Here is a 19659-nt window from a genome sequence, read left to right on the forward strand (position 1 = left end):
AAAGTGAGCCTATGTCTTGGTTACAACCATTTAATGTTTGTGGGAACTAGGGGGCACATTTACGCTTTTGTTCATAGTTATATAAGCCGAAATAGTTGAATGAAACGTTACGGGAAAAAAGCACTGTTATTACTGCTCTTATTCATATTGTAAAAGTTTAGTATGGATTATTTTACATAGTATTTAGAATATTAATAATAAATTAGAATGTTTTTATTATTTTTCTGTTAAAATTATTATGTTAACCAATATTTTGGTAATGTTAATTGGATTTAAAATTTTCCTTATTAAATAGGGATGGGGAGGTATTACTCTAAGTATGAGTAAATGGAGGAAATCGAAGAAATCGAAGTATTTAAAAGCAATAACAGCAATGGCTTTAACGGCTTCAGCCGTAGTAGTTGTAGCACCGATTGCATCAGAAGCAAGTAGCTTCAAGGATGTACATCGAACGCATCCATTTTATGACGACATTAAAAATTTAAATGATCGGGGCATTATTAATGGGTTCCAAGATGGCACATTTAAACCTGAACAAAACTTAACACGTGGACAAGCTGCTAAAATTATTGCAAGTGTATTAGAACTGGATACATTGAATGTTAGCAATCCCAACTTTAAAGATATTCCCACTACTCATCAATACTTTGGAGCTATTGCTGCTTTAAAGCAAGAGGGGATTATTGATGGCTATGAAGATGGAACATTCCGTCAGGGCGATTATATTGAGCGTAACCATGTAGCAAAAATTTTAGCGAACGCCTTCCATTTAAAAGCTTCGAATACAAATTCATTACCATTCACAGATGTGCGCGCTGATTACAAGGAAGCAATCGCTGCTTTATATGAAAACAACGTAACGACTGGTAAAACAACTACATTATTTGATGGTTCTTCAAATGTAACACGAGGGCAAATGGCTGCATTTATTACTCGTTCAGAAGCTGTTGGTCATCCGATTTTCCAACCTTCACAAAGTGTAACGTTTAAAGTTGAAGAATATGCGGCGAGTGAAATTACTATTAATGGAAAGACGTATTATTTTGATGATTCGGTAAAATCAATCTTTACTACTGAAAATAAGACTGCACTTACGGGGGCAGAAATTACAGCAACTATTAAAAATGGTGTTATAACAAAAGTAAATAATGTTGTTTTAAATAAGGCAGGTTCAGCAGAGAAGGAAGTTGTATTCAAGACAAATGCAACGCTCGATTCCATAACGATTAACGCAGATGCTGTGATAGTTAAAAATGTATCGATTACAGGAAATGCAATTATTAGCTCAAATGTTAAAGCAAAAGTGGCATTTGATGGTGCTACAATTACTGGCGATATAATAGCAGAAGCCATAGATGGAGCAAAAGCTTCATTAGAAAATAAAAATGCAAGTCAAACTACACCTGTATTGACAATCAAAAATTCGCAAACAGGAAAAGTCCATGTCAAACGCAATAATATCTCAATTATGTCGAACTCGGTTATTCCAGAAATCATTATTACAGCTACTATTTCTGCTATAAATATTGAGGGAGCTGTAAAGAAGGTAACAATAGAATCTACGGCAAAACTGAAAATGACTGGAAATGTAAATTTTGAACGACTATTGCTTTCAACGGCCGTGGAATTAGCGTTGAATGTTGGTGGTGTAGTTAATTATTTATCGGTTCTAAACACCGATGCTCGAATTACAATCGGTTCAGGTTTACTGATCAATACGTTGTCGATTCCAGCGGGTTCAACTGTAACAAAGATTATGACGAACTATGCAGCAGTTGCTTCCCAAATTAAGGCCGTTATTGGAGGTTCTTCGCCAAGCACTGGGGTTCCAAACAATGGCGGAGGAAATGTAGCACCCGATCCAGTTATTCCACCAGAAAAAGTAAATGAATTTAATGTCAAGAATGCTGAAGAATTAAAACAAGCATTAAAACAAGCAAAAGCAGGAGATTTAATTAAGTTAATGGCTCCAGTGACTATAGATATAACGTTAACAGATTTAGTAATGTTTGATTTGAATGGTTATACCTTGAATGGAAATGTAACGATAACAGCCCCAACAGCTAAAGGGAGATATACTTTCATGCCAGCTGGTAGTACGGGTACGATTTCAGGAGATTTAATCATTGATGCACCAAATGTAAACATCAATTTAGATGGATTAACCGTTGAAGGACACACAGTAATTGAATAATAACTTTCACGTAAATTCCTTTGCAAAATAGAGAAAAGGATGAACGATAAAAAATAATAAGGAGCTTAACGAATGAAGAAATATGAATTTAATTTCGTTTCTAAAATAGCTTTATCATTTTTACTTATAATATCTATGATTTTGCCTTCCTTAACAGTTGTAAAGGCGGAAACGACAGAAGCCACTTCAATTGACTTTGTTGGACTTGATCCAACAGAACAGACTGAGCCAGCTAATCCTTCAGTCACTGAAGGAACAATTGCCGAAGCTCGTGCAGCTGTTGGAAAAGACCAAACATTTCAAATTCAAGGGACCGTTACGACAAAACCTGGTAGCTGGGGAGGCAAGGCCTTCTATGTACAGGATGAGTCTGCAGGGGTTTATGTTTTCTCTAGTTCTACAGAAGCAGGGAACTTAGCTGTTGGAGATATTGTCAAAATCACAGGGAAAACGAGTTTATATAGTGGAGAAGTTCAATTTAATTCACCGACAATTGAACGTATTTTTATAGGGACAGCACCTGCACCGCAAATAGTGAATCTACCACTTGAAGATAGCTTACAAGGTACATTAATTACACTTGAAAATGTGAAGATTAAAGATTTAGCGTCATCTGGTACGAATGGAACATTTGAGTTTAAAGCCGTTGATGCAGAAAATAACGAGCTAGTAATTCGCCATGATAACCGTACAGGCTATCAATTCTCTCAATTTGTAGCAGATGGGTTCAATAACAATGATGTAATTACAGTGACAGGGATTGCTTCCATTTTTAACGGGACCTATCAATTAAAAACCTTAAGCGCGGAAAGCTTCCAATTAATAGGGAACTACGAGCCTACACAAGTAGCGAATGTTAAAGCTTATCCAGCAACGGGTGAAGTTTTTGCAGGGTCAAAAGTAACATTGTCTACAGATACACCAAACGCAACAATCTATTACACGATAGATGGTTCTGAACCGTCAACAGCTAGTGAGGTTTATGATGCAGCAGCGGGCATTGTTGTAAATGCAGCAATGACGATCAAAGCATTTGCTACAGCAACTGGCTTAAACAATAGCGAAATTAAATCCTTTCATTTTACAGTTAAAGATGCGCCAGCCACTATTTCAATTACGGAAGCACGTAATAAAGAAATAGGACAAGTAGTAATCGTATCGGGTATTGTAACAGCAAAATTAGAAACTGCTACTGCTCACATTCAAGATGAAGAGGGTGCGGCGATTGCCATTTACCCTGTAGATAGTCTTACTGCAAATGTCGGCGATTTGGTGACGGTGCAAGGTCAAGTTGCTGAATATAGCGGACTAAAGCAATTAACAAATATTTCACTTGTTGGCATGCCTATTCCTTCTAAACTACCAGGGGCAAACATTATTAAAAGTATTGAGGTTGCAGAAGACAATGAATCGAAATTAGTAACGATTAAAAATGTAGCCATTACTGGTTCAGGTCAAAATTTTACCGGAACTGATGATGTAGGCACATTTGCTATTTACGATAAAACACGTGACTCAGGTTTAGTAAGTGGAAAAACGTATGGGGAAATTACCGGTATTGTTGGTCAATATACAAATCATCAACTACTCCCGATTCGCATTATTGAAGATGTAACAAAGGTTCAGGATATTAAAGCTTCTCACGTTGGTGGGGTAACAGCGGGTACAAACGTTACACTTTCTACCATGACAGAAGATGCAACGATTTATTATACAGTGGACGGCTCAGCACCAACTACAGCTAGTACAAAATATACAGGGGAAATTCTTGTTAATAAACCGTTGACGATTAAAGCGATTGCAGTAAAAGAAGGTTTAACGAATAGTGCGATTGCTACATTTGTTTATGAGATTATTGATACTGAAAATGCCACAATTAGCGATATTCAAGGGCCAAGTCATATATCACCATATGTCGATTTAACAGTAAGTGATGTAGAAGGAATTGTAACATTCGTTATTAATTCAAGTAGCTTCATTATGCAAGAGGGCGATTCGACATTCGATGGCGTAAAATCAACAGCGATCAAGGTAAGTAAGTCGGGACATAATGTAGCAGTAGGGGATGTTATTAAAGTATCAGGGAATGTAACTGAAGTGGGTGGAAACTCTCGATTAAGAGATACGCAAATTTCAGCAACGAATATCACAAAAACAGGTGCAGCAGAAGTTCCAAAAGTACTTGTTATAGGAGAGGACCTATCCCCACCAAATAAAATTATTGATAATGATGGCTTTGCTATTTTTGATCCACAAGAAGATGGTATTGATTTTTGGGAATCTATTGAATATATGCGAGTATCATTCCCTGATGCGAGAGTGATTGGACCAATTTATAATAATGATTCACCAATTGTTGTACCGAGCACAACAAATAATACATTTAATGTGAATGGCGGTTTAAATATTGCAGCCGACGATTATAATCCAGAAAAAATTATGCTTGAAGGGGTAGCAGGAAAAAATTATAATTCGGGTGATCGTTTTAATGATCCACTTATCGGATTTGTAGAAAACTTTACAGATGGCTATCGACTGAACACGAATAAAGTCTTCCCTGATGTGACAAAGGCAAATCTTCAGCAAGAAGTGACGCATCTTGAACCAGTGGCGGACAAGTTAAATGTCGCTTCCTATAATATCGAAAACTTTTCGAATAATCCTGCCAATACATCTAATGAAAAAGTAGACAGAATTGCAGCGACATTTGTGAAAAATATGAAGTCACCAGATATTATTACATTAGTCGAAGTACAAGATAATGATGGACAAATTGATTCAGGAAATGCTGATGCATCTGAAAGCTATATGCGATTAATTAATGCAATTAAAGCTGCGGGTGGCCCTGCTTATGATTGGATTGACGTAATGCCTATTAATAATACAGTAGGCGGTGCGCCTGGTGGTAATATTCGTGTAGGCTACTTATATAATCCGACACGTGTTTCTTTAGTGACTGGTACAAAGGGAGCGGGTGACCAAGCGAATGGGTGGACAGCAGATGGAAGCCTTGCTTTAAATCCAGGCTTTGTTGATCCAACTAAATTTGCAGATACACGTAAACCAATTGCGGCGGAATTCAAATTCCAGGAAGAGCATGTAGTCATTATAGGAGCGCACTTAAATTCTAAAGGAGGCGATGGTTCACTTTGGGGACCAACTCAGCCGCCAGTGTTAGAATCAGTAACAAAACGTCTTCAGCTTGCTCAAGCCATCAATGATTTTATCGATGAAGGTCTTGCCATCAATCCGGATATAAATATCATTGTAGCAGGGGACATGAATGACTTTGAATTCACACCAGCACTTGAAACATTAAAAGGTGATGTTTTAACGAATATGGTGGATAAAGCCCCAGAGATTGATCGTTTTACGTACTTCTTCCAAGGGAACAATCAAGTGTTGGATCATATTTTAGTTTCGAATAATCTTGCTAACGTTACGGCTATAGACTTGATTCATATTAATGCGAACTTTACAGAAGCGCAGGGGAGAGCATCGGATCATGACCCTGTATTAGTTCAAATTGATTTGAAAGCAGGAAAAGAAGAAATACCAACACCAATAGTACCTGAAAATGTATATAGCTTTAATAACTATAAGACTGGTAAATTAATAATGAATCGTCCAAGCATTTCATTAACGTTAGGAAAAAATACTAATATTAAAAATGGAATTGCAGTATTTAGTCAATATGCCGAATTCCATGGTGAAGGATTTGCAGACAAAACTGTAACAATCAGTCCTAAAAAAGGAAATGCGATTATTGATTTTAAAGGTACGGAAATTGGTGAAATTATTATCGAAGGAAAAAATGTAAAAGAAATTCGTAATTTACCTGCTGGAGCAACTATAACGTATACAAAAGGGGCTTCTGCTGAGGAAATTGAATTTAAATAATAACTACTTGCAGTAAGAATGTTAGGCATATGTCAATCTGTCAATCATTTAGTGTCTTGTTAATTTAAACTGCATGGATTATATTCATGAAGGTCAGTATGCCATTCCAAACCCATTTGGAGTGGCTTTTACTTTTCTCATCTTATCAATATCTATGAAAAATGGAGAGTGGGTTCATTTTCATAAAATAGATAAAAAGAATTACCTTTATAAAGTGAATAGATGTACTTCAACTAACGGTGCTTAGTCGGTATTTTAGGCATGAAAACGAAAAATTTGACGAGAAAAAACTAAATAGATATTATAGATATGTTAAGTCCTTAATAGAGTGATTAGACCCAACCAACTAAACTTTATCCTTTTTTATTGAGATCAATGACTCATATATAATTGGCTTAACAAATGGAATGAAAAAGATATCATACATATAATTAGCGATGTCTTTTGTCTTAATTACAGATATTAAAGGTCTGTAATATATTGTGATATGGAGGGAAATAATGATGAATCAATACGATTGTATGATTATAGGTGGAGGCCCTGCTGGGTTAAGTGCTGCCTTAACATTAGGAAGAGCGCGCAGAAAGGTTGCACTAGTTGATAATGGAACAAATCGAAATCGTGTAACTCAGGAGTCACATGGTTTTTTAACAAGAGATGGGATAAAGCCACAAGAATTTAAGAATCTCGCAAGTAAAGATATAGAATCTTATACTTCTATAACAATGATGGATCAAACCGTCATAGAAATAATTAAAGATGATATAACTGGTTTATTTCTAGTCAATACTTCGGAAAATAAAACTTATGTAACTGAAAAAATACTGTTAGCTACTGGAATACAAGAGGAATTTCCACTCCCGCAAATCAGACAATATTATGGTAAAAGTTTGTTTAGCTGTCCATATTGCGATGGTTGGGAGCTGCGAGACAAGCCATTGGCTATCATTGCAGAAAACGAGGAGCATATTAGTCATATGACGAAATTGGTTTTTAATTGGTCACAGGATTTAATTGTTTTTACGAATGGTCATCAACTTTCCAAGAAGATTCAAAATGATTTTGAACAAAAGAAAATTAAGGCGTATACAAATACTATTAAAGATTTACATGGGGATGATGGTAACTTATCTAGTGTTGAATTAGAAACAGGTGACAATATTTTAAGAGCGGGGGGTTTTGTTGTGCCAAGTTTTTATCGTCCCAATAAATTTGCTAAACAGCTAAATTGTCAAGTTGATGAAAACGGAACAATTATGACTGATGGTGCTGGACGAACAACTGCGGCTGGAATATATATTGCTGGTGAAACGGAAAAGGGTGGTCCCTCTTCTTTAATGATTGCAGCTGCGGAAGGCTTTAAGGCTGCTTCAAGCATAAACATGGATATAACAATAGAAAGATTTTAAATTTATGGTTAGCTGATGAGTCATATAAAATTCATCAGCTATTTTGAATATGACTAGTCAAGCTGGCGGAGAATGAACTTGGATATGTTATACTATAAATAAATATAGAATAACTAGAAAAGGTACATATTCATTGTAAATTAGTTGAAAAGTGTAGAACCGTTGGTTGCCTCTCACCTGTATGTTGAGCACATTTTAGTAGTCTTCGTAATGTTATGACGACTACTAAAATGTGTCATCATCGTAAGAGAGGAGTCCTACTTTAGACTAGTACAATAAAAAATCTACGAAGATAGGATGGATAGAGTAGGATGCGAGATTTACATCATACTCATAGTTTTAGACATAATTGCATCTTTACTGTAAAGGAAGATGCCTTTTTTATGTATAAAATTACTAGGGTGGCTACGTTTTTAGGTAAATAAGCGACTATTATTTTTGTTCCTATTTTTTAATAAAATAATGCTATCGCATTCGTGGTTATATTTTTAGTTGATTATAATTTAGTTCGTTCTTACAAGGTGATGTCAGAAAATATGAATAGTCTCAAATTGATGAACTTTTATTTCTCGATTTACTTTTTATATAAAGGATGGTACACTTAAAACTATCGAAAAACAATATATTGTGTTCGTTTTGTGTAGGTACTACTACATGTAGTTTAATAGGGAAGTTCGGTACTATTCCGACGCTGTCCCCGCAACTGTGAAGCTGACGATGATTGTAACCACTGTGCATTCGCATGGGAAGGAAATCAGAGATTGAAGCAAAGCCAGGAGACCTGCCTATATAAAACAAATTTATCATTTCTTCGGGGATTAAGAGATGGGAACGTCAGTATTTTTAGTATGTTAACGTTTCCATTTAAGCTATCTCTCTAGAAGAGGTAGTTTTTTTATTTTATGAAAAGAGGGATTACTATGAAACTTTATACGAAAACAATCTGTCCAAAATGCCTTTGGGTAAAATCCGAATTACAACGAGCAGGACTTGAAGCTGAAATTGTTAATATTGATCACGATGAACAAGCTAAACAAACAATTATAGATGCAGGTTTTTTAAGTGTGCCTGTTTTAGAGGTAGATGAAACATTTATAGGTGAGGTTCAGGAAATTGTTTCTCGTATTGAGATGATTACACTATGATCGTTTACGCTAGTCGTACAGGAAATGTCCGTAATGTAGTATCTAAATTAAGGGCAGAATCTATTGAACTCTCTGAGGAATTAAGCTTGAATAAGCCTTATCTTTTAATTACATATACAGATGGCTTAGGTGACATTCCAGCAAAAGTGCAACGTTTTTTAGAGAAAAATAGAGATTTTTGTAAAGGAGTAGTTGCTAGTGGCAATAGTAACTTCGGACATCATGTCTTTGGCGCTGCTGGGGAAAAAATTGCTACTACCTATCATGTACCCTTAGTGAGGAAGTTAGATTTGCGTGGCAATCAAACAGATTATGAAGCAATACAAATGTTTTATGAAACGAGGGTAATGGGATGAAAACTTATTTAAAGCTTAATAATGACGTACTGAATCGTTATAGTACAACGGGACTACTAGAGCTAGAAAAGGACCGTGAGGCTACTCGCCGCTACTTTTTAGAATATGTCAACGTACGTTTACGTTATTTTATAGATATAGAGGAAAAAATCCGCTATTTAGTGGATGAGGGTTACTACGAGAAAGATTTTATCGACATGTACGAGATGGATTTTATAAAGATGCTGTACAAAAAAGCATATGATTATAATTTCCGCTTCCCATCATTTATGAGTGCAAGCAAATTTTATGACAGCTATGCTATGAAAAGTCGTGATGGTGAAGAAATCTTAGAAAAATATGAGGACCGTATTGTCATTATTGCCCTGTACTTAGCACAAGGAAACACTGTACTAGCAAAGAGTTCTGTTGAAGCGATGATGGAAGCCTATCAGCCTGCAACACCTACTGCATTAAATAGTGGGAAAAAAGCCCGTGGTGAATTAGTCAGTTGCTTTAAATTATCAATGGATGATTCTATGAATAGCATTGCTGAAAATATTGGTTATTGTTTAGAGCTATCACGCCTAGGCGGAGGGGTCGGGGTCAACTTAACGGATTTACGACCTTTAGGTGATCCAATTAAAGAAATATTAAACCGTGCAAGTGGAGTTATCCCAGTTGCAAAACTATTAGAAAATTCATTTAGTTATTCTAATCAGCTCGGTCAACGAAATGGCTCAGGAGTTGTTTACCTAAATATCTTCCATGCAGATATAGAGAATTTCATTTCATCAAAAAAACCAAATGCTGATGATAAAATTCGCCTCGCAACACTATCAACAGGAATTATTATTCCAAGTATTTTCTTCGATCTGATGAAACGTGATAAAGATATAGTGTTATTTAGTCCATATGATATTTTTAAAGTATATGGTAAACGAATGTCGGAAATTTCAATTTCAGAAATGTACTATGAACTACTTGATAATCCTAAAATCCGTAAAATTAAACGTTTGAATGCGCGTAGACTCTATACTGAGGTGAAAAAAGCTCAATTTGAATCAGGTTATCCTTTTGAAATTTTTGATGATAATGTCAATGAAGTACATCCACTAAAAAATATCGGTCGTGTAAAAATGTCAAACCTATGTACTGAAATCTTGCAAGTTCAAGAAACTAGTGTCATTACAGATCAAGATCAACCAAACGAATATGGGTTAGATGTGTCGTGTAATTTAGGGTCAATTGATATTCATGCAGCGAGTAAAGTAAATGATTTTGAAACATTAATCGATACAGCTATGCACTTATTAACAAATGTGTCACAAATGACATACATCAAAAATGTCCCATCGGTGGCAAAAGCGAATCGATTAATGCACTCAGTAGGGCTAGGTTGTATGAATCTCCATGGACATCTTGTTACGGAAGGCATTATGTATGGCTCGAAAGATTCTATTGATTTCATGGACCGTTTTATGGAAGCAATGAACTATTATTCTCTTAAATCATCGATGGAAATGGCTAAAGAAAAAGCAGAAACGTTCTACCGATTTGAAGATAGCGATTATGCTTCCGGTAGCTATTTTGATCAATATGTAAATAAGAATGAAGAAGAGCTATCATCTGCTGTGTTAAAAGCACTTGGCAACATTCCAATTATCACTAATAAAATGTGGGAATTATTAAAGGAAGATGTTATGGAATATGGTCTATTTCATTCCTATCGTTTAGCGATAGCACCAACCGGCAGTATTTCGTATATTCGTAGCTGTACGGCATCTATCTCTCCTTGTACAGAGCGTGTAGAGGTCCGTGATTATGCAGATAGTCGCACGATTTATCCAATGCCACATTTAACAAACGAAAACAGTCATTTATATGTCGAGGCCTATGATGTTGATCCTTATGATTTAATTGATTTATACGCAGCTTCTCAAAAACACGTTGACCAAGGTATTTCAATGACTCTTTATGTCACTGACAATTGGACAACAGAACAACTAGCTAAAGTATACATTTATGCATGGGTTAAAGGGATTAAGTCCGTTTACTATGTTCGTCAACGATTACAAAGCTTAGAGGAGTGTGTAGCATGTCAAATATAGTGTATGAGGCAGTCAACTGGAATAAGGCAACAAGTGAACTTGCCCAAATTTTCTGGGACCAGCAATGGAAGCAAATTTGGTTTCCTGAAGAAATTGCTGTGAGTAAAGATATTAAACAGTGGAAAAGTTTTGAGCATCAGGACACATATAAAAAAGTGTTTGCAGGACTGACTTTGCTTGATACCGTTCAGACGAATATAGGGATGAATCGTGTTGCTGCTTATACAGACGATTTACAGGAAAAGGCTGTATTAACCGTTTTTGATGCATTTGAGGCAATACATGCTAAATCATATTCTTATATATTTACAACGCTTTGTACAAACGAGGAGATAGACGAGCTCTTTGAATGGGTAAAGAAAAATGAATATTTACAATATAAGGCAAATAAGATTGCGGATATTTATAATAGTATAGAAGAAGGGGACTCTGAGAGCTTATGGAAAGCGATGTTTTCATCCGTTATGCTTGAATCTTTCCTTTTCTATTCTGGATTTTTCTACCCATTATACTTAGGTGGACAAGGTTTTTTAAGAAACAGTGCTGAAATTATTTCTCTCATTTTGCGCGACGAGTCCATTCATGGCGTAGCGGTAGGGTTTTTTGCTCAAAATTTATATAAGCAATTTTCTAAAGAAAAACAAGAATCCTTACAATTATGGGGTTATGAATTATTGCTGGATTTATATCAAAATGAAATGAAATATACCGAGGATATTTATGCGGAGACAGGATTATCGCCTGAGGTAAAAGCCTATGTGCGTTATAATGCTAATAAGGCCTTAATGAATGTCGGCTTTGAAGCCATGTTCCCTGAAGAAGAAGTGAATCCGATTGTCATGAATGGAATTCGTAATGAGGGCTCCACATATGATTTCTTTTCACAAAAGGGGGCTACCTATGCCAAAGCAAAAGTAGCGCCAATTACAGATGACACATTTAATTTTAATCGTTAGGATGAAGAACAATGAACGTAGAAGTAAAAATTAAAAGAATGCATGAAGATGCAATGCTACCAATGCAAGCTAATCCCGGTGATGCTGGGATGGATCTCTATTCCATTGAAACTGTAGAGATACCCGCTGGTGGGACTAAATTAATTAAAACAGGCATTCAAATTGAATTACCTAAAGGAACGGAAGCACAAATTCGACCAAGAAGTGGACTAGCCTTAAAACATAGTATTACAGTGCTCAATAGCCCAGGAACAATCGATGAAGGCTATAGAGGAGAAATTGGTGTTATTTTAATTAATCATGGTCAAAATACGTTCTTAGTAGAAAAATCTATGCGAATTGCCCAAATGGTGATTCAATTTGTCCCTACTATTCAACTACTGGAAGTCAATGAATTATCTCAAACGGTTCGTGGAACTTCTGGATTTGGAGCGAGTGGTACAAAATAAGAGTAAGTTTTAAATAGGCGTATGTCAGGATTGAGTTTGATACTGAACTCAATCCTTTTTATTTTTTTAAAATTGTCACATTCGTGTAACGTAGGTTCAGTACGATTTACATGAGGTGATAATATTAGAGAAATAAATCATAGGAAACGAATGAAAAATAAGTTCAACATGATAGTTTCCCTTTGGTGTGCTTTAATAGTCGTCTTTGCTAATGGCTGTAGTTCTGTGGAGCAAGAAGAAAAACAAAAGAAACAAGAGAAACTGGCAACGCCACAGATGCAAAATGGTTTTTGGGATGAGCAAAGAAAAGGTACAAATTTTATGAATTCCACTTCTCTGCCAGAAAATTATGAAGAGGCTAATGAATTCAACATTGAATTTATCCGTTTAGCGCCTGATAAATGGGCAAAAGAAAGAGATTTCTTATTTGAAGATAAACCTGATGCTACTCCTAATAAAGATTTTTTAATCGGCAATGCAGATCAGTATGAGGGAATAGTTGAAAATGATTTCAAGATGTTAAAAGAAGATTTAGATGCAGCATATGCAAGAGGATCAAAAGTTATACTGACTGTTCTTAGTCTTCCGGGAAACCGATGGAGACAGTTTAATAACTATGAAAATGATGACCGAATTTGGCAAGATTTTAAATATCATGAGCAAGCAGCGCTTTTCTGGAAAGATCTTGCCGTGCGCTTAAAAGATCACCCCGCAGTGGTAGGATATAACGTAATTAATGAACCACATCCTGAAACAGCCACAGGATTTAATGATTTTTGGACAGAAGACTATGACAAATGGTACAACAAGATAGAAAACACGCCAGCAGATTTAAATAGGCTTTATGGAACAATTGTAGATTCTATACGATCTGTAGATGCGATACACCCATTATTTTAGATTCGGGTTTATTTGCTACACCTTGGGCAATAAACTATTTAAAACCAATAGAAGACATAAATGTGCTGTATGCTTTCCATATGTATGAACCGTATGAAATGACAAGCCAAAATCGAAAAAAAGGATTCACATACACTTATCCTGGTAAGGTCAAAGTCGGGAATGATCAAGATGAAAAAATGTTTAATAAAACTTCATTAAAAGATTTTATAGAACCCGTTGCTAAATGGGCAGAAAAGCACAATATACCAAACAACCGAATTATTGCAGAAGAGTTTGGCATTAACCGAATGGTTGATGGAGCGGATCAATATATGAAGGATTTAATTGATATTTTTAATGATTATGGCTGGCACTGGGCATTTTATGCATTTCGTGAAGATACGTGGGATGGTATGGATTTTGAATTAGGTAATAAACCTGTCAAAGAGGCATATTGGGATGCGCAGGCTAATGGAGAACTACCTGATAGAAACGCAATAGAAGTAGATAATTCTATTTGGGATGTCCTAAAAAAAGATCTGAACAAGTAACATGTTTGTTCTCTGCTAAGATCAAATAGAAATTATATGTAGTAGTACAAACCATCGTTTGTACTACTTTTTTGCCTGACACTCAGCGCTTTAATTATTACATCTTTCAATCGATATCTAGTTGTTGCAGTTAATAAAAGATAGTCATTGCATGTCATTTAGTTTCGAAAATAGTTACGCGCTAGTAGAGTTGCAGAATTATATTCAGCAGGCAATTCATCCTCAAAAAAAATAGCCTCTACGGGGCAAACTAATTCACAAGCGCCACAATCAATACAAATATCAGGGTTAATGACATATTGGGTATCCGTATTCACAATGCAATTTACGGGACAGACATCTAAACAAACGGCTGCTTTTTCATCCCTACATAATTCTGTAATTACAAAAGCCATTATAAATCCCCCCATAATTGATGTTTTAATTCTTCAGGTGAGTGTGTCCAATACTGTTTATTAAATTCAGATAAAAAATGGGAAAGTAGTTTTTTTGAATTTGTATCGACATGATTTAGGAGAAAAATCCCTTTAAGTGCTTTATCTAAATAATTTACTTGCTCTGGCAACGATTTATAGCCAAGTTTAATGCGGCGTTCTTCTTTTGATACCCGTACTTCACTTGCGGTACATCCCGCATAATAAGGTCCATTTTCCCCTACCTGAAGAGCTACCCAAACGATCCAATACCGATTATAATCGTCACTAGCATGCGCTAAATCTGGTGAAAAACGCACTTTTTTTTCAATAATACTTCGCCCATGTAAGGCTTCTAGGTCTATAAATACGTGTTCTTTTTCACAATCTATAATAATAGGCGTTACATTATTTAAATCAAGGGTACCTACTCCGAACCCCCCATCTCCATCTGTTGAATCATTACTTAAGATGGTAAAATGTATCTTTTCTTTCATAGAAAACACCCCCACACTCTTTTTACAACATTTACAGGTGTCGCAAATAGAAACAATGTATAGTATTAAAAAGCAAATTCATTACGTATAGCTTTTATAAATTAATCTAATTGAACGTTTTAGTAGTAATTTTTATACTATACGTAATGGTTGCCAAGGATTTCTCCTCATACTTTTTTAATTCAAAAGTATAACTGAAATATACAACTTATTATCCTTTGTTGTCTTCGGACTTACGTCTGAATTGTTATGATATGGTAAATTGATGTTCGCTTACATTTTTATGAACTTTATATAAATAAGAAAATTGACAATGTCTATTTCGATAAATAAATTTCACTGAGTCATACAGAAAGAGTAGAATTGGTACTAAATAGATTTAATGAGAGGAAAAGAATAATGAAATTAGAACGATTACTATCTATTATCTTCAAGCTTCTCAATCATGAAATAGTGTCGGCTTCTAGCTTAGCAAATGAATTTCAAGTATCATCAAGGACAATTTATAGAGACATTGAAGCAATATGTGCCGCTGGGATACCAGTCGTTTCTTTCCAAGGGACAAACGGCGGTTTCGGGATTATAGAAGGATACAAATTCGATAAAAGCTTAATGGACCCTAACGACATTTTGAATTTAATCTCAGTATTAAGTAGTTTATCAAGTATCTTTGAAGATAAAGATGTTGAACATACACTAGAAAGACTAAAAATGCTGGACATAGGTGATAAAAAAAGTGCGTTCATGATTGATTTGGAAAGCTATAGGACGGAACCGAGTTCTTTAATGAACCTTAGACAAGCTATATACGAAAGAAAAGTAATTTACTTTAATTATGTAAATAATAAAAATGAATTTACGTCTCGTGAAGTAGAACCCATTCACCTTCATTATAAGTATTGTAACTGGTATTTATATGGTTATTGTAGAGGGCGTAAAAGTCATAGAGAATTTAAAGTATCGCGTATGATGGGCATTACTCTGTCACAAGAAAAGTATTTACAAATGCATGAGTATAAAAGCGATTCATCCTATTCAAGAGGTCATCAAGAGAGAGTGCAGGAGGTGGTCATCTGGGTAAGTCCATATTCCTTAGCGGAAGCATTAGACCAATTCCAAAATTCTTCAAAGGTCATGAATAGCGATGGAAGTATGACATTTACATTTTCCGTTTATCAACCTCTGCATGCTGGATGGCTGAAATCGATTCTTTTAAGCTTCGGTAGTGAGGCTAAAATTATAAAGCCTGTTGAACTGCAATCAATTTTAGTAGAGGAAGCCAAAAAATTAATCAATATTTATAAAGATGTATGACAGGCTGCTGTCATATATCTTTTTTTATAATCAAAAAGTAAGTTTCTAATACTAATAATAAAGGAGTAGATGTTTTATGAATCATGCAAAAAATATGTACGAGTACCATGTTTGGGCTAATAAGGTGCTATTAGAAAGAATGAGGGAATTGCCAAGCCATGTTCTATATGAAGAGATTAAAAGTTCATACTCAACGATTGCTCAAACATTTAGTCACATATATGTCGTTGATGTAATGTGGTTACAAGTACTTAAAGGAATTGATATGCAAGAAGCATTTCAAGCTGCAAGGACATTGGTAGAAAAGACTAATTTTTATTCTTTAGATGAATTTATTAAGGCAAATGAAGAACTTGCTACACAGTATGAAAAATGGATGAGTAGCCAGCAAGATTTAGAACAGAAAATAAACGTGAATAACCCTTGGTCAGGTTCTAGAAATACAGCATACTCAGAAATTTTATTCCATGTTGCTAATCATGGTACATATCACCGTGGAAACATAACAACTATGTTAAGACAACAGGGGTACGAATCTATCATGAATGACTTTTCTTTGTATTGGTATTTATAGTTGTTCCATACACTAAACATTTATATATAATGCCACAACTACTGATTTTATATGATATTGCTAGAGGTAATGGTAGTAATCAACTCATCATATGGTTGAATCAGCAGAACCTTGCTGGATTTACTACATTCATCATTAAAAAATAAGGAGGAACACAATTGAAAAATGTTTTAGTTTTTATTATTGATGGCTTTGCCGATTGGGAGGCAAGTTATGTAACGGCAGAGTTAAATAAACCTGGGACAGGATTTCAAGTTCAGACAATTGCAATTGATAAAAATCCAAAGAAATCGATGGGAGGATTGACGGTTCTTCCTGACTATAGCCTACTAGATTTTCCTTTTGATTTAGAAATCACTATGTTAATCATACCTGGTGGAACTGGATGGAAGGAAGAGAAAAATCAACAGGCCAAGAAGCTTGTCGAGTTTTGCTTTACAGAGGACATCCCAGTTGCAGCAATCTGTGATGCCACTACTTTTTTAGGGAATCACGGATTTCTTGAGCAATATAAACATACAGGTAATTCATTAGCCTATTTGAAAGAAGCGGCACCTAATTATAAGGGGGATGAAAAATATATAGACCAGCAATCCGTTAGTGATGGCAGTCTTATAACAGCAAATGGCACCGGTGCATTAGAATTTTCGAGAGATATTTTATGTAAATTGGCTGTTTTAGAAAAAAAAGAACTAAAGGAATGGTATGATTTATTTAAAAAAGGATTTATTGTTTAATGGTCATCAGGTTGCTATTAAAATTTGATAAGTCCATTTCTACCATACCTTTAAAATAATAATTTAGGAATAACCTTCTACATCTAAGGATAGTAGGAGGTTATTTTTCCCTTTAGTGTTATATATTTTTTATATTAATCTATAGCTAATAATATATTATCCGTAATAATACGTGGCTTTTATAATGAAGATACCATATAAAAGGAGGGTCTAGCATGGAATTTAATAAACTTGGCAATAGTGGATTATCCATCAGTAAGATTGCCTATGGAAACTGGATAAATCATGGCGGAAAAGTGAATGAGGAGATGGCACATGCATGTGTAAGAGCAGCATTAGATGTTGGTATTACAACATTTGATACCGCTGATGTTTATTCAGACACGAAAGCAGAGGAAATACTTGGTCGCTCATTACAAGATGTGAGGAGAGAGAGCATTGAACTATGTACGAAGGTGTGCCATCCGACTGGTAATGGGCCAAACGATAAAGGTTTATCTCGAAAACATATTCTAGAAAATTGTCATGCTTCTTTACGTCGGTTACAAACCGACTATATTGATGTCTATTTTGCACACAGGTACGATCCAACTACTCCTCTCGAAGAAACGATGCTAGCATTCTCAGATCTTGTAAGACAAGGTAAAGTACTTTATATCGGTGTAAGTGAGTGGACGGCAGAACAAATTACTAGGGCTGCATCTCTTGCACGAGAATTGCATATTCCTCTCATCGCTAGCCAACCACAGTATTCCATGCTATGGAGAGTTATCGAAACTGATGTGATACCGACTTGCCAACGTGAAGGGCTAGGACAGGTCGTTTGGTCGCCTCTAGCACAAGGTATTCTTACAGGAAAATATTTACCACAAAAACCAGTGCCAGTGCAGTCCCGGGCTAACTCTGATGCGGGCAAACCTTTTTTCAACAAACTTGCACGACGTTGGATGGACGACAATGTACTCACGGCTATACAAAAGCTTAAACCTATTGCACAAGAGATGGATCTTACTCTTGCTCAACTTGCAGTAGCTTGGGTACTACAAAACGAGCATGTTTCCTCAGCGATTATTGGTGCGTCAAGCCCAGAACAGGTAAGAGAGAATGCATTAGCTGCTAGCGTCAAACTAGAACCTGCAATCATGAATCAGATTGATGGAGTTCTAGAAGGTATCATTGAGTACGACCCAAGTAAAACGGGATAATTTTTTGTACAAGACTTTTCATACTTGATGACCCATCCCATTATAGGATGGGCTTTTATTATTGGTCATTCATTTGGGACATGGAATAGTGCTCTCTAACAATTGTTAAGAAATGAGGAACGACTGAAGATTTTTCATCTTGTCTCCAGCCAACATATAGGTTTATTTTTGGTGTAGTCTCTTTGATTTTTTTATAGATTACTCCAGGACGGTTATAACTTTCCATCGATGAAGGAACAACAGAAACACCCATTCCAGTTGCCACTAGATTAACAATCGTTTGCATTTGTATAGCCTCTTGCACGACGTTTAAACTTACCCCGTGATCCCAAAAGTAGCTAATGATTAAATCATAAAAATGGGGACCAAAATGCCGCGGAAACATTATAAACGGTTCATCCGCTAGTAATTGTAATGGAATTTCGGGCAAAGAGACTAAAGGGTGATCTTGATGTAAAACTAATCTTAAAGATTCCTCAAAACAAATTTCTGAAGCAAGTGTTTCGTTGTTCTGCTCAGAACGTATAAATCCAATATGAATTTGTTTTTCATAAAGTGCTGCTAATTGTTGTTCTGTTGTCATTTCACGTAAGGTAAGATGAACTTGTGGAAAGCGTGCTCTAAATTTATTAAGGATTTTTATAACGATTTCTGTTGAATCAACAAAACCTATGATTAAGCTCCCATTTTTCCCTTCAGCAGCAAGTTGTGTTTCATGTATGGTTTTTTCTAATTGAATGAGAGTTTGCCTAGATCCTTGTAAAAATATCTTCCCTGCATCTGTTAGCTCAACCATTCTCTTTGTCCGATGAAAAAGTTGAACGCCCAGCTCTTCTTCTAATTTACGAATTTCTTGGCTAAGGGGAGGCTGTGCCATCCGAAGACGTTCTGCCGCACGACTAAAATTCAATTCTTCTGCCACCATCATGAAATAGCGCATCTTTCTAATATCTATTTTCAATCACCCCTTCTAAAATCGATATAGTA

General features: G+C 35.6%; 15 protein-coding genes, 1 pseudogene and 1 riboswitch. Of the genes and pseudogenes, 13 read left to right on the plus strand and 3 right to left on the minus strand.

What is annotated here, in order from left to right; all coding sequences use genetic code 11:
• Nucleotides 1-319 precede the first annotated feature (319 nt).
• The 9 genes and pseudogenes from MKX57_RS06410 to MKX57_RS06450 all read left to right on the plus strand — a co-directional run bounded on the left by MKX57_RS06410 (nt 320) and on the right by MKX57_RS06450 (nt 13932).
• A complete protein-coding gene (locus MKX57_RS06410) occupies nt 320-2194 on the plus strand; it encodes an S-layer homology domain-containing protein (protein WP_342550852.1) in 1875 nt (624 codons plus the stop codon).
• 72 nt (nt 2195-2266) lie between these two features.
• The gene (locus tag MKX57_RS06415) at nt 2267-6094 is read left to right on the plus strand and encodes a chitobiase/beta-hexosaminidase C-terminal domain-containing protein (protein ID WP_342550853.1); all 3828 of its coding nucleotides are present in this window, start codon (nt 2267-2269) and stop codon (nt 6092-6094) included.
• A gap of 503 nt (nt 6095-6597) precedes the next feature.
• On the plus strand, nt 6598-7503 hold the full coding sequence (locus MKX57_RS06420; RefSeq protein WP_342551113.1) for an NAD(P)/FAD-dependent oxidoreductase: 906 nt from the start codon (nt 6598-6600) through the stop codon (nt 7501-7503).
• Between the two features lie 625 nt (nt 7504-8128).
• A riboswitch (cobalamin riboswitch) is annotated at nt 8129-8307 on the plus strand.
• A gap of 116 nt (nt 8308-8423) precedes the next feature.
• Nucleotides 8424-8648, plus strand: a complete 225-nt coding sequence (locus tag MKX57_RS06425) for a glutaredoxin (RefSeq protein ID WP_025114200.1) — start codon at nt 8424-8426, stop codon at nt 8646-8648.
• Complete coding sequence (gene nrdI, locus MKX57_RS06430; protein WP_025114201.1) at nt 8645-9004, plus strand: class Ib ribonucleoside-diphosphate reductase assembly flavoprotein NrdI; 360 nt, start codon at nt 8645-8647, stop codon at nt 9002-9004. The genes MKX57_RS06425 and nrdI overlap by 4 nt, the downstream gene beginning before the upstream one ends.
• Entirely contained in the window at nt 9001-11094 is a 2094-nt protein-coding gene (nrdE, locus tag MKX57_RS06435; RefSeq protein ID WP_171365234.1) for a class 1b ribonucleoside-diphosphate reductase subunit alpha, read from the plus strand. The genes nrdI and nrdE overlap by 4 nt, the downstream gene beginning before the upstream one ends.
• Nucleotides 11082-12050 carry a class 1b ribonucleoside-diphosphate reductase subunit beta gene (gene nrdF / locus MKX57_RS06440; protein WP_008174439.1) on the plus strand — a complete coding sequence of 323 codons (969 nt, stop codon included), beginning with the start codon at nt 11082-11084 and terminating at the stop codon, nt 12048-12050. Before nrdE ends, nrdF begins: the two co-directional genes overlap by 13 nt.
• A gap of 11 nt (nt 12051-12061) precedes the next feature.
• A complete protein-coding gene (gene dut / locus MKX57_RS06445; RefSeq protein ID WP_107921752.1) occupies nt 12062-12499 on the plus strand; it encodes a dUTP diphosphatase in 438 nt (145 codons plus the stop codon).
• Between the two features lie 276 nt (nt 12500-12775).
• Nucleotides 12776-13932: pseudogene (locus MKX57_RS06450) on the plus strand (cellulase family glycosylhydrolase).
• Between the two features lie 158 nt (nt 13933-14090).
• On the opposite strand, the gene MKX57_RS06455 reads toward MKX57_RS06450, so the two are convergent.
• Together MKX57_RS06455 and MKX57_RS06460 are read right to left on the minus strand one after the other, a co-directional pair.
• Nucleotides 14091-14327, minus strand: coding sequence for a ferredoxin family protein (locus MKX57_RS06455; RefSeq protein WP_008174433.1), 237 nt, complete (start codon nt 14325-14327; stop codon nt 14091-14093).
• A complete protein-coding gene (locus MKX57_RS06460; RefSeq protein WP_342550854.1) occupies nt 14327-14842 on the minus strand; it encodes a YwhD family protein in 516 nt (171 codons plus the stop codon). The genes MKX57_RS06455 and MKX57_RS06460 overlap by 1 nt, the downstream gene beginning before the upstream one ends.
• Before the next feature lie 399 nt (nt 14843-15241).
• Here MKX57_RS06460 and MKX57_RS06465 point away from each other — a divergent pair, with 399 nt between their 5' ends.
• The 4 genes from MKX57_RS06465 (at nt 15242) to MKX57_RS06480 (ending at nt 18672) form a co-directional block, all read left to right on the plus strand.
• Nucleotides 15242-16156, plus strand: coding sequence for a YafY family protein (locus MKX57_RS06465; RefSeq protein WP_171365231.1), 915 nt, complete (start codon nt 15242-15244; stop codon nt 16154-16156).
• Between the two features lie 76 nt (nt 16157-16232).
• The gene (locus MKX57_RS06470) at nt 16233-16730 is read left to right on the plus strand and encodes a DinB family protein (protein ID WP_008174428.1); all 498 of its coding nucleotides are present in this window, start codon (nt 16233-16235) and stop codon (nt 16728-16730) included.
• A gap of 158 nt (nt 16731-16888) precedes the next feature.
• A complete protein-coding gene (locus tag MKX57_RS06475) occupies nt 16889-17467 on the plus strand; it encodes a type 1 glutamine amidotransferase family protein (RefSeq protein ID WP_008174425.1) in 579 nt (192 codons plus the stop codon).
• Between the two features lie 215 nt (nt 17468-17682).
• Nucleotides 17683-18672 carry an aldo/keto reductase family protein gene (locus tag MKX57_RS06480; RefSeq protein WP_342550855.1) on the plus strand — a complete coding sequence of 330 codons (990 nt, stop codon included), beginning with the start codon at nt 17683-17685 and terminating at the stop codon, nt 18670-18672.
• Between the two features lie 58 nt (nt 18673-18730).
• Here MKX57_RS06480 and MKX57_RS06485 read toward each other — a convergent pair whose 3' ends face one another.
• The gene (locus MKX57_RS06485; protein ID WP_089985563.1) at nt 18731-19627 is read right to left on the minus strand and encodes a LysR family transcriptional regulator; all 897 of its coding nucleotides are present in this window, start codon (nt 19625-19627) and stop codon (nt 18731-18733) included.
• Nucleotides 19628-19659: the final 32 nt, after the last annotated feature.

Origin of the sequence: Lysinibacillus sp. FSL M8-0216, assembly GCF_038595555.1 — a bacterium.
Lineage (GTDB): Bacteria > Bacillota > Bacilli > Bacillales_A > Planococcaceae > Lysinibacillus > Lysinibacillus fusiformis.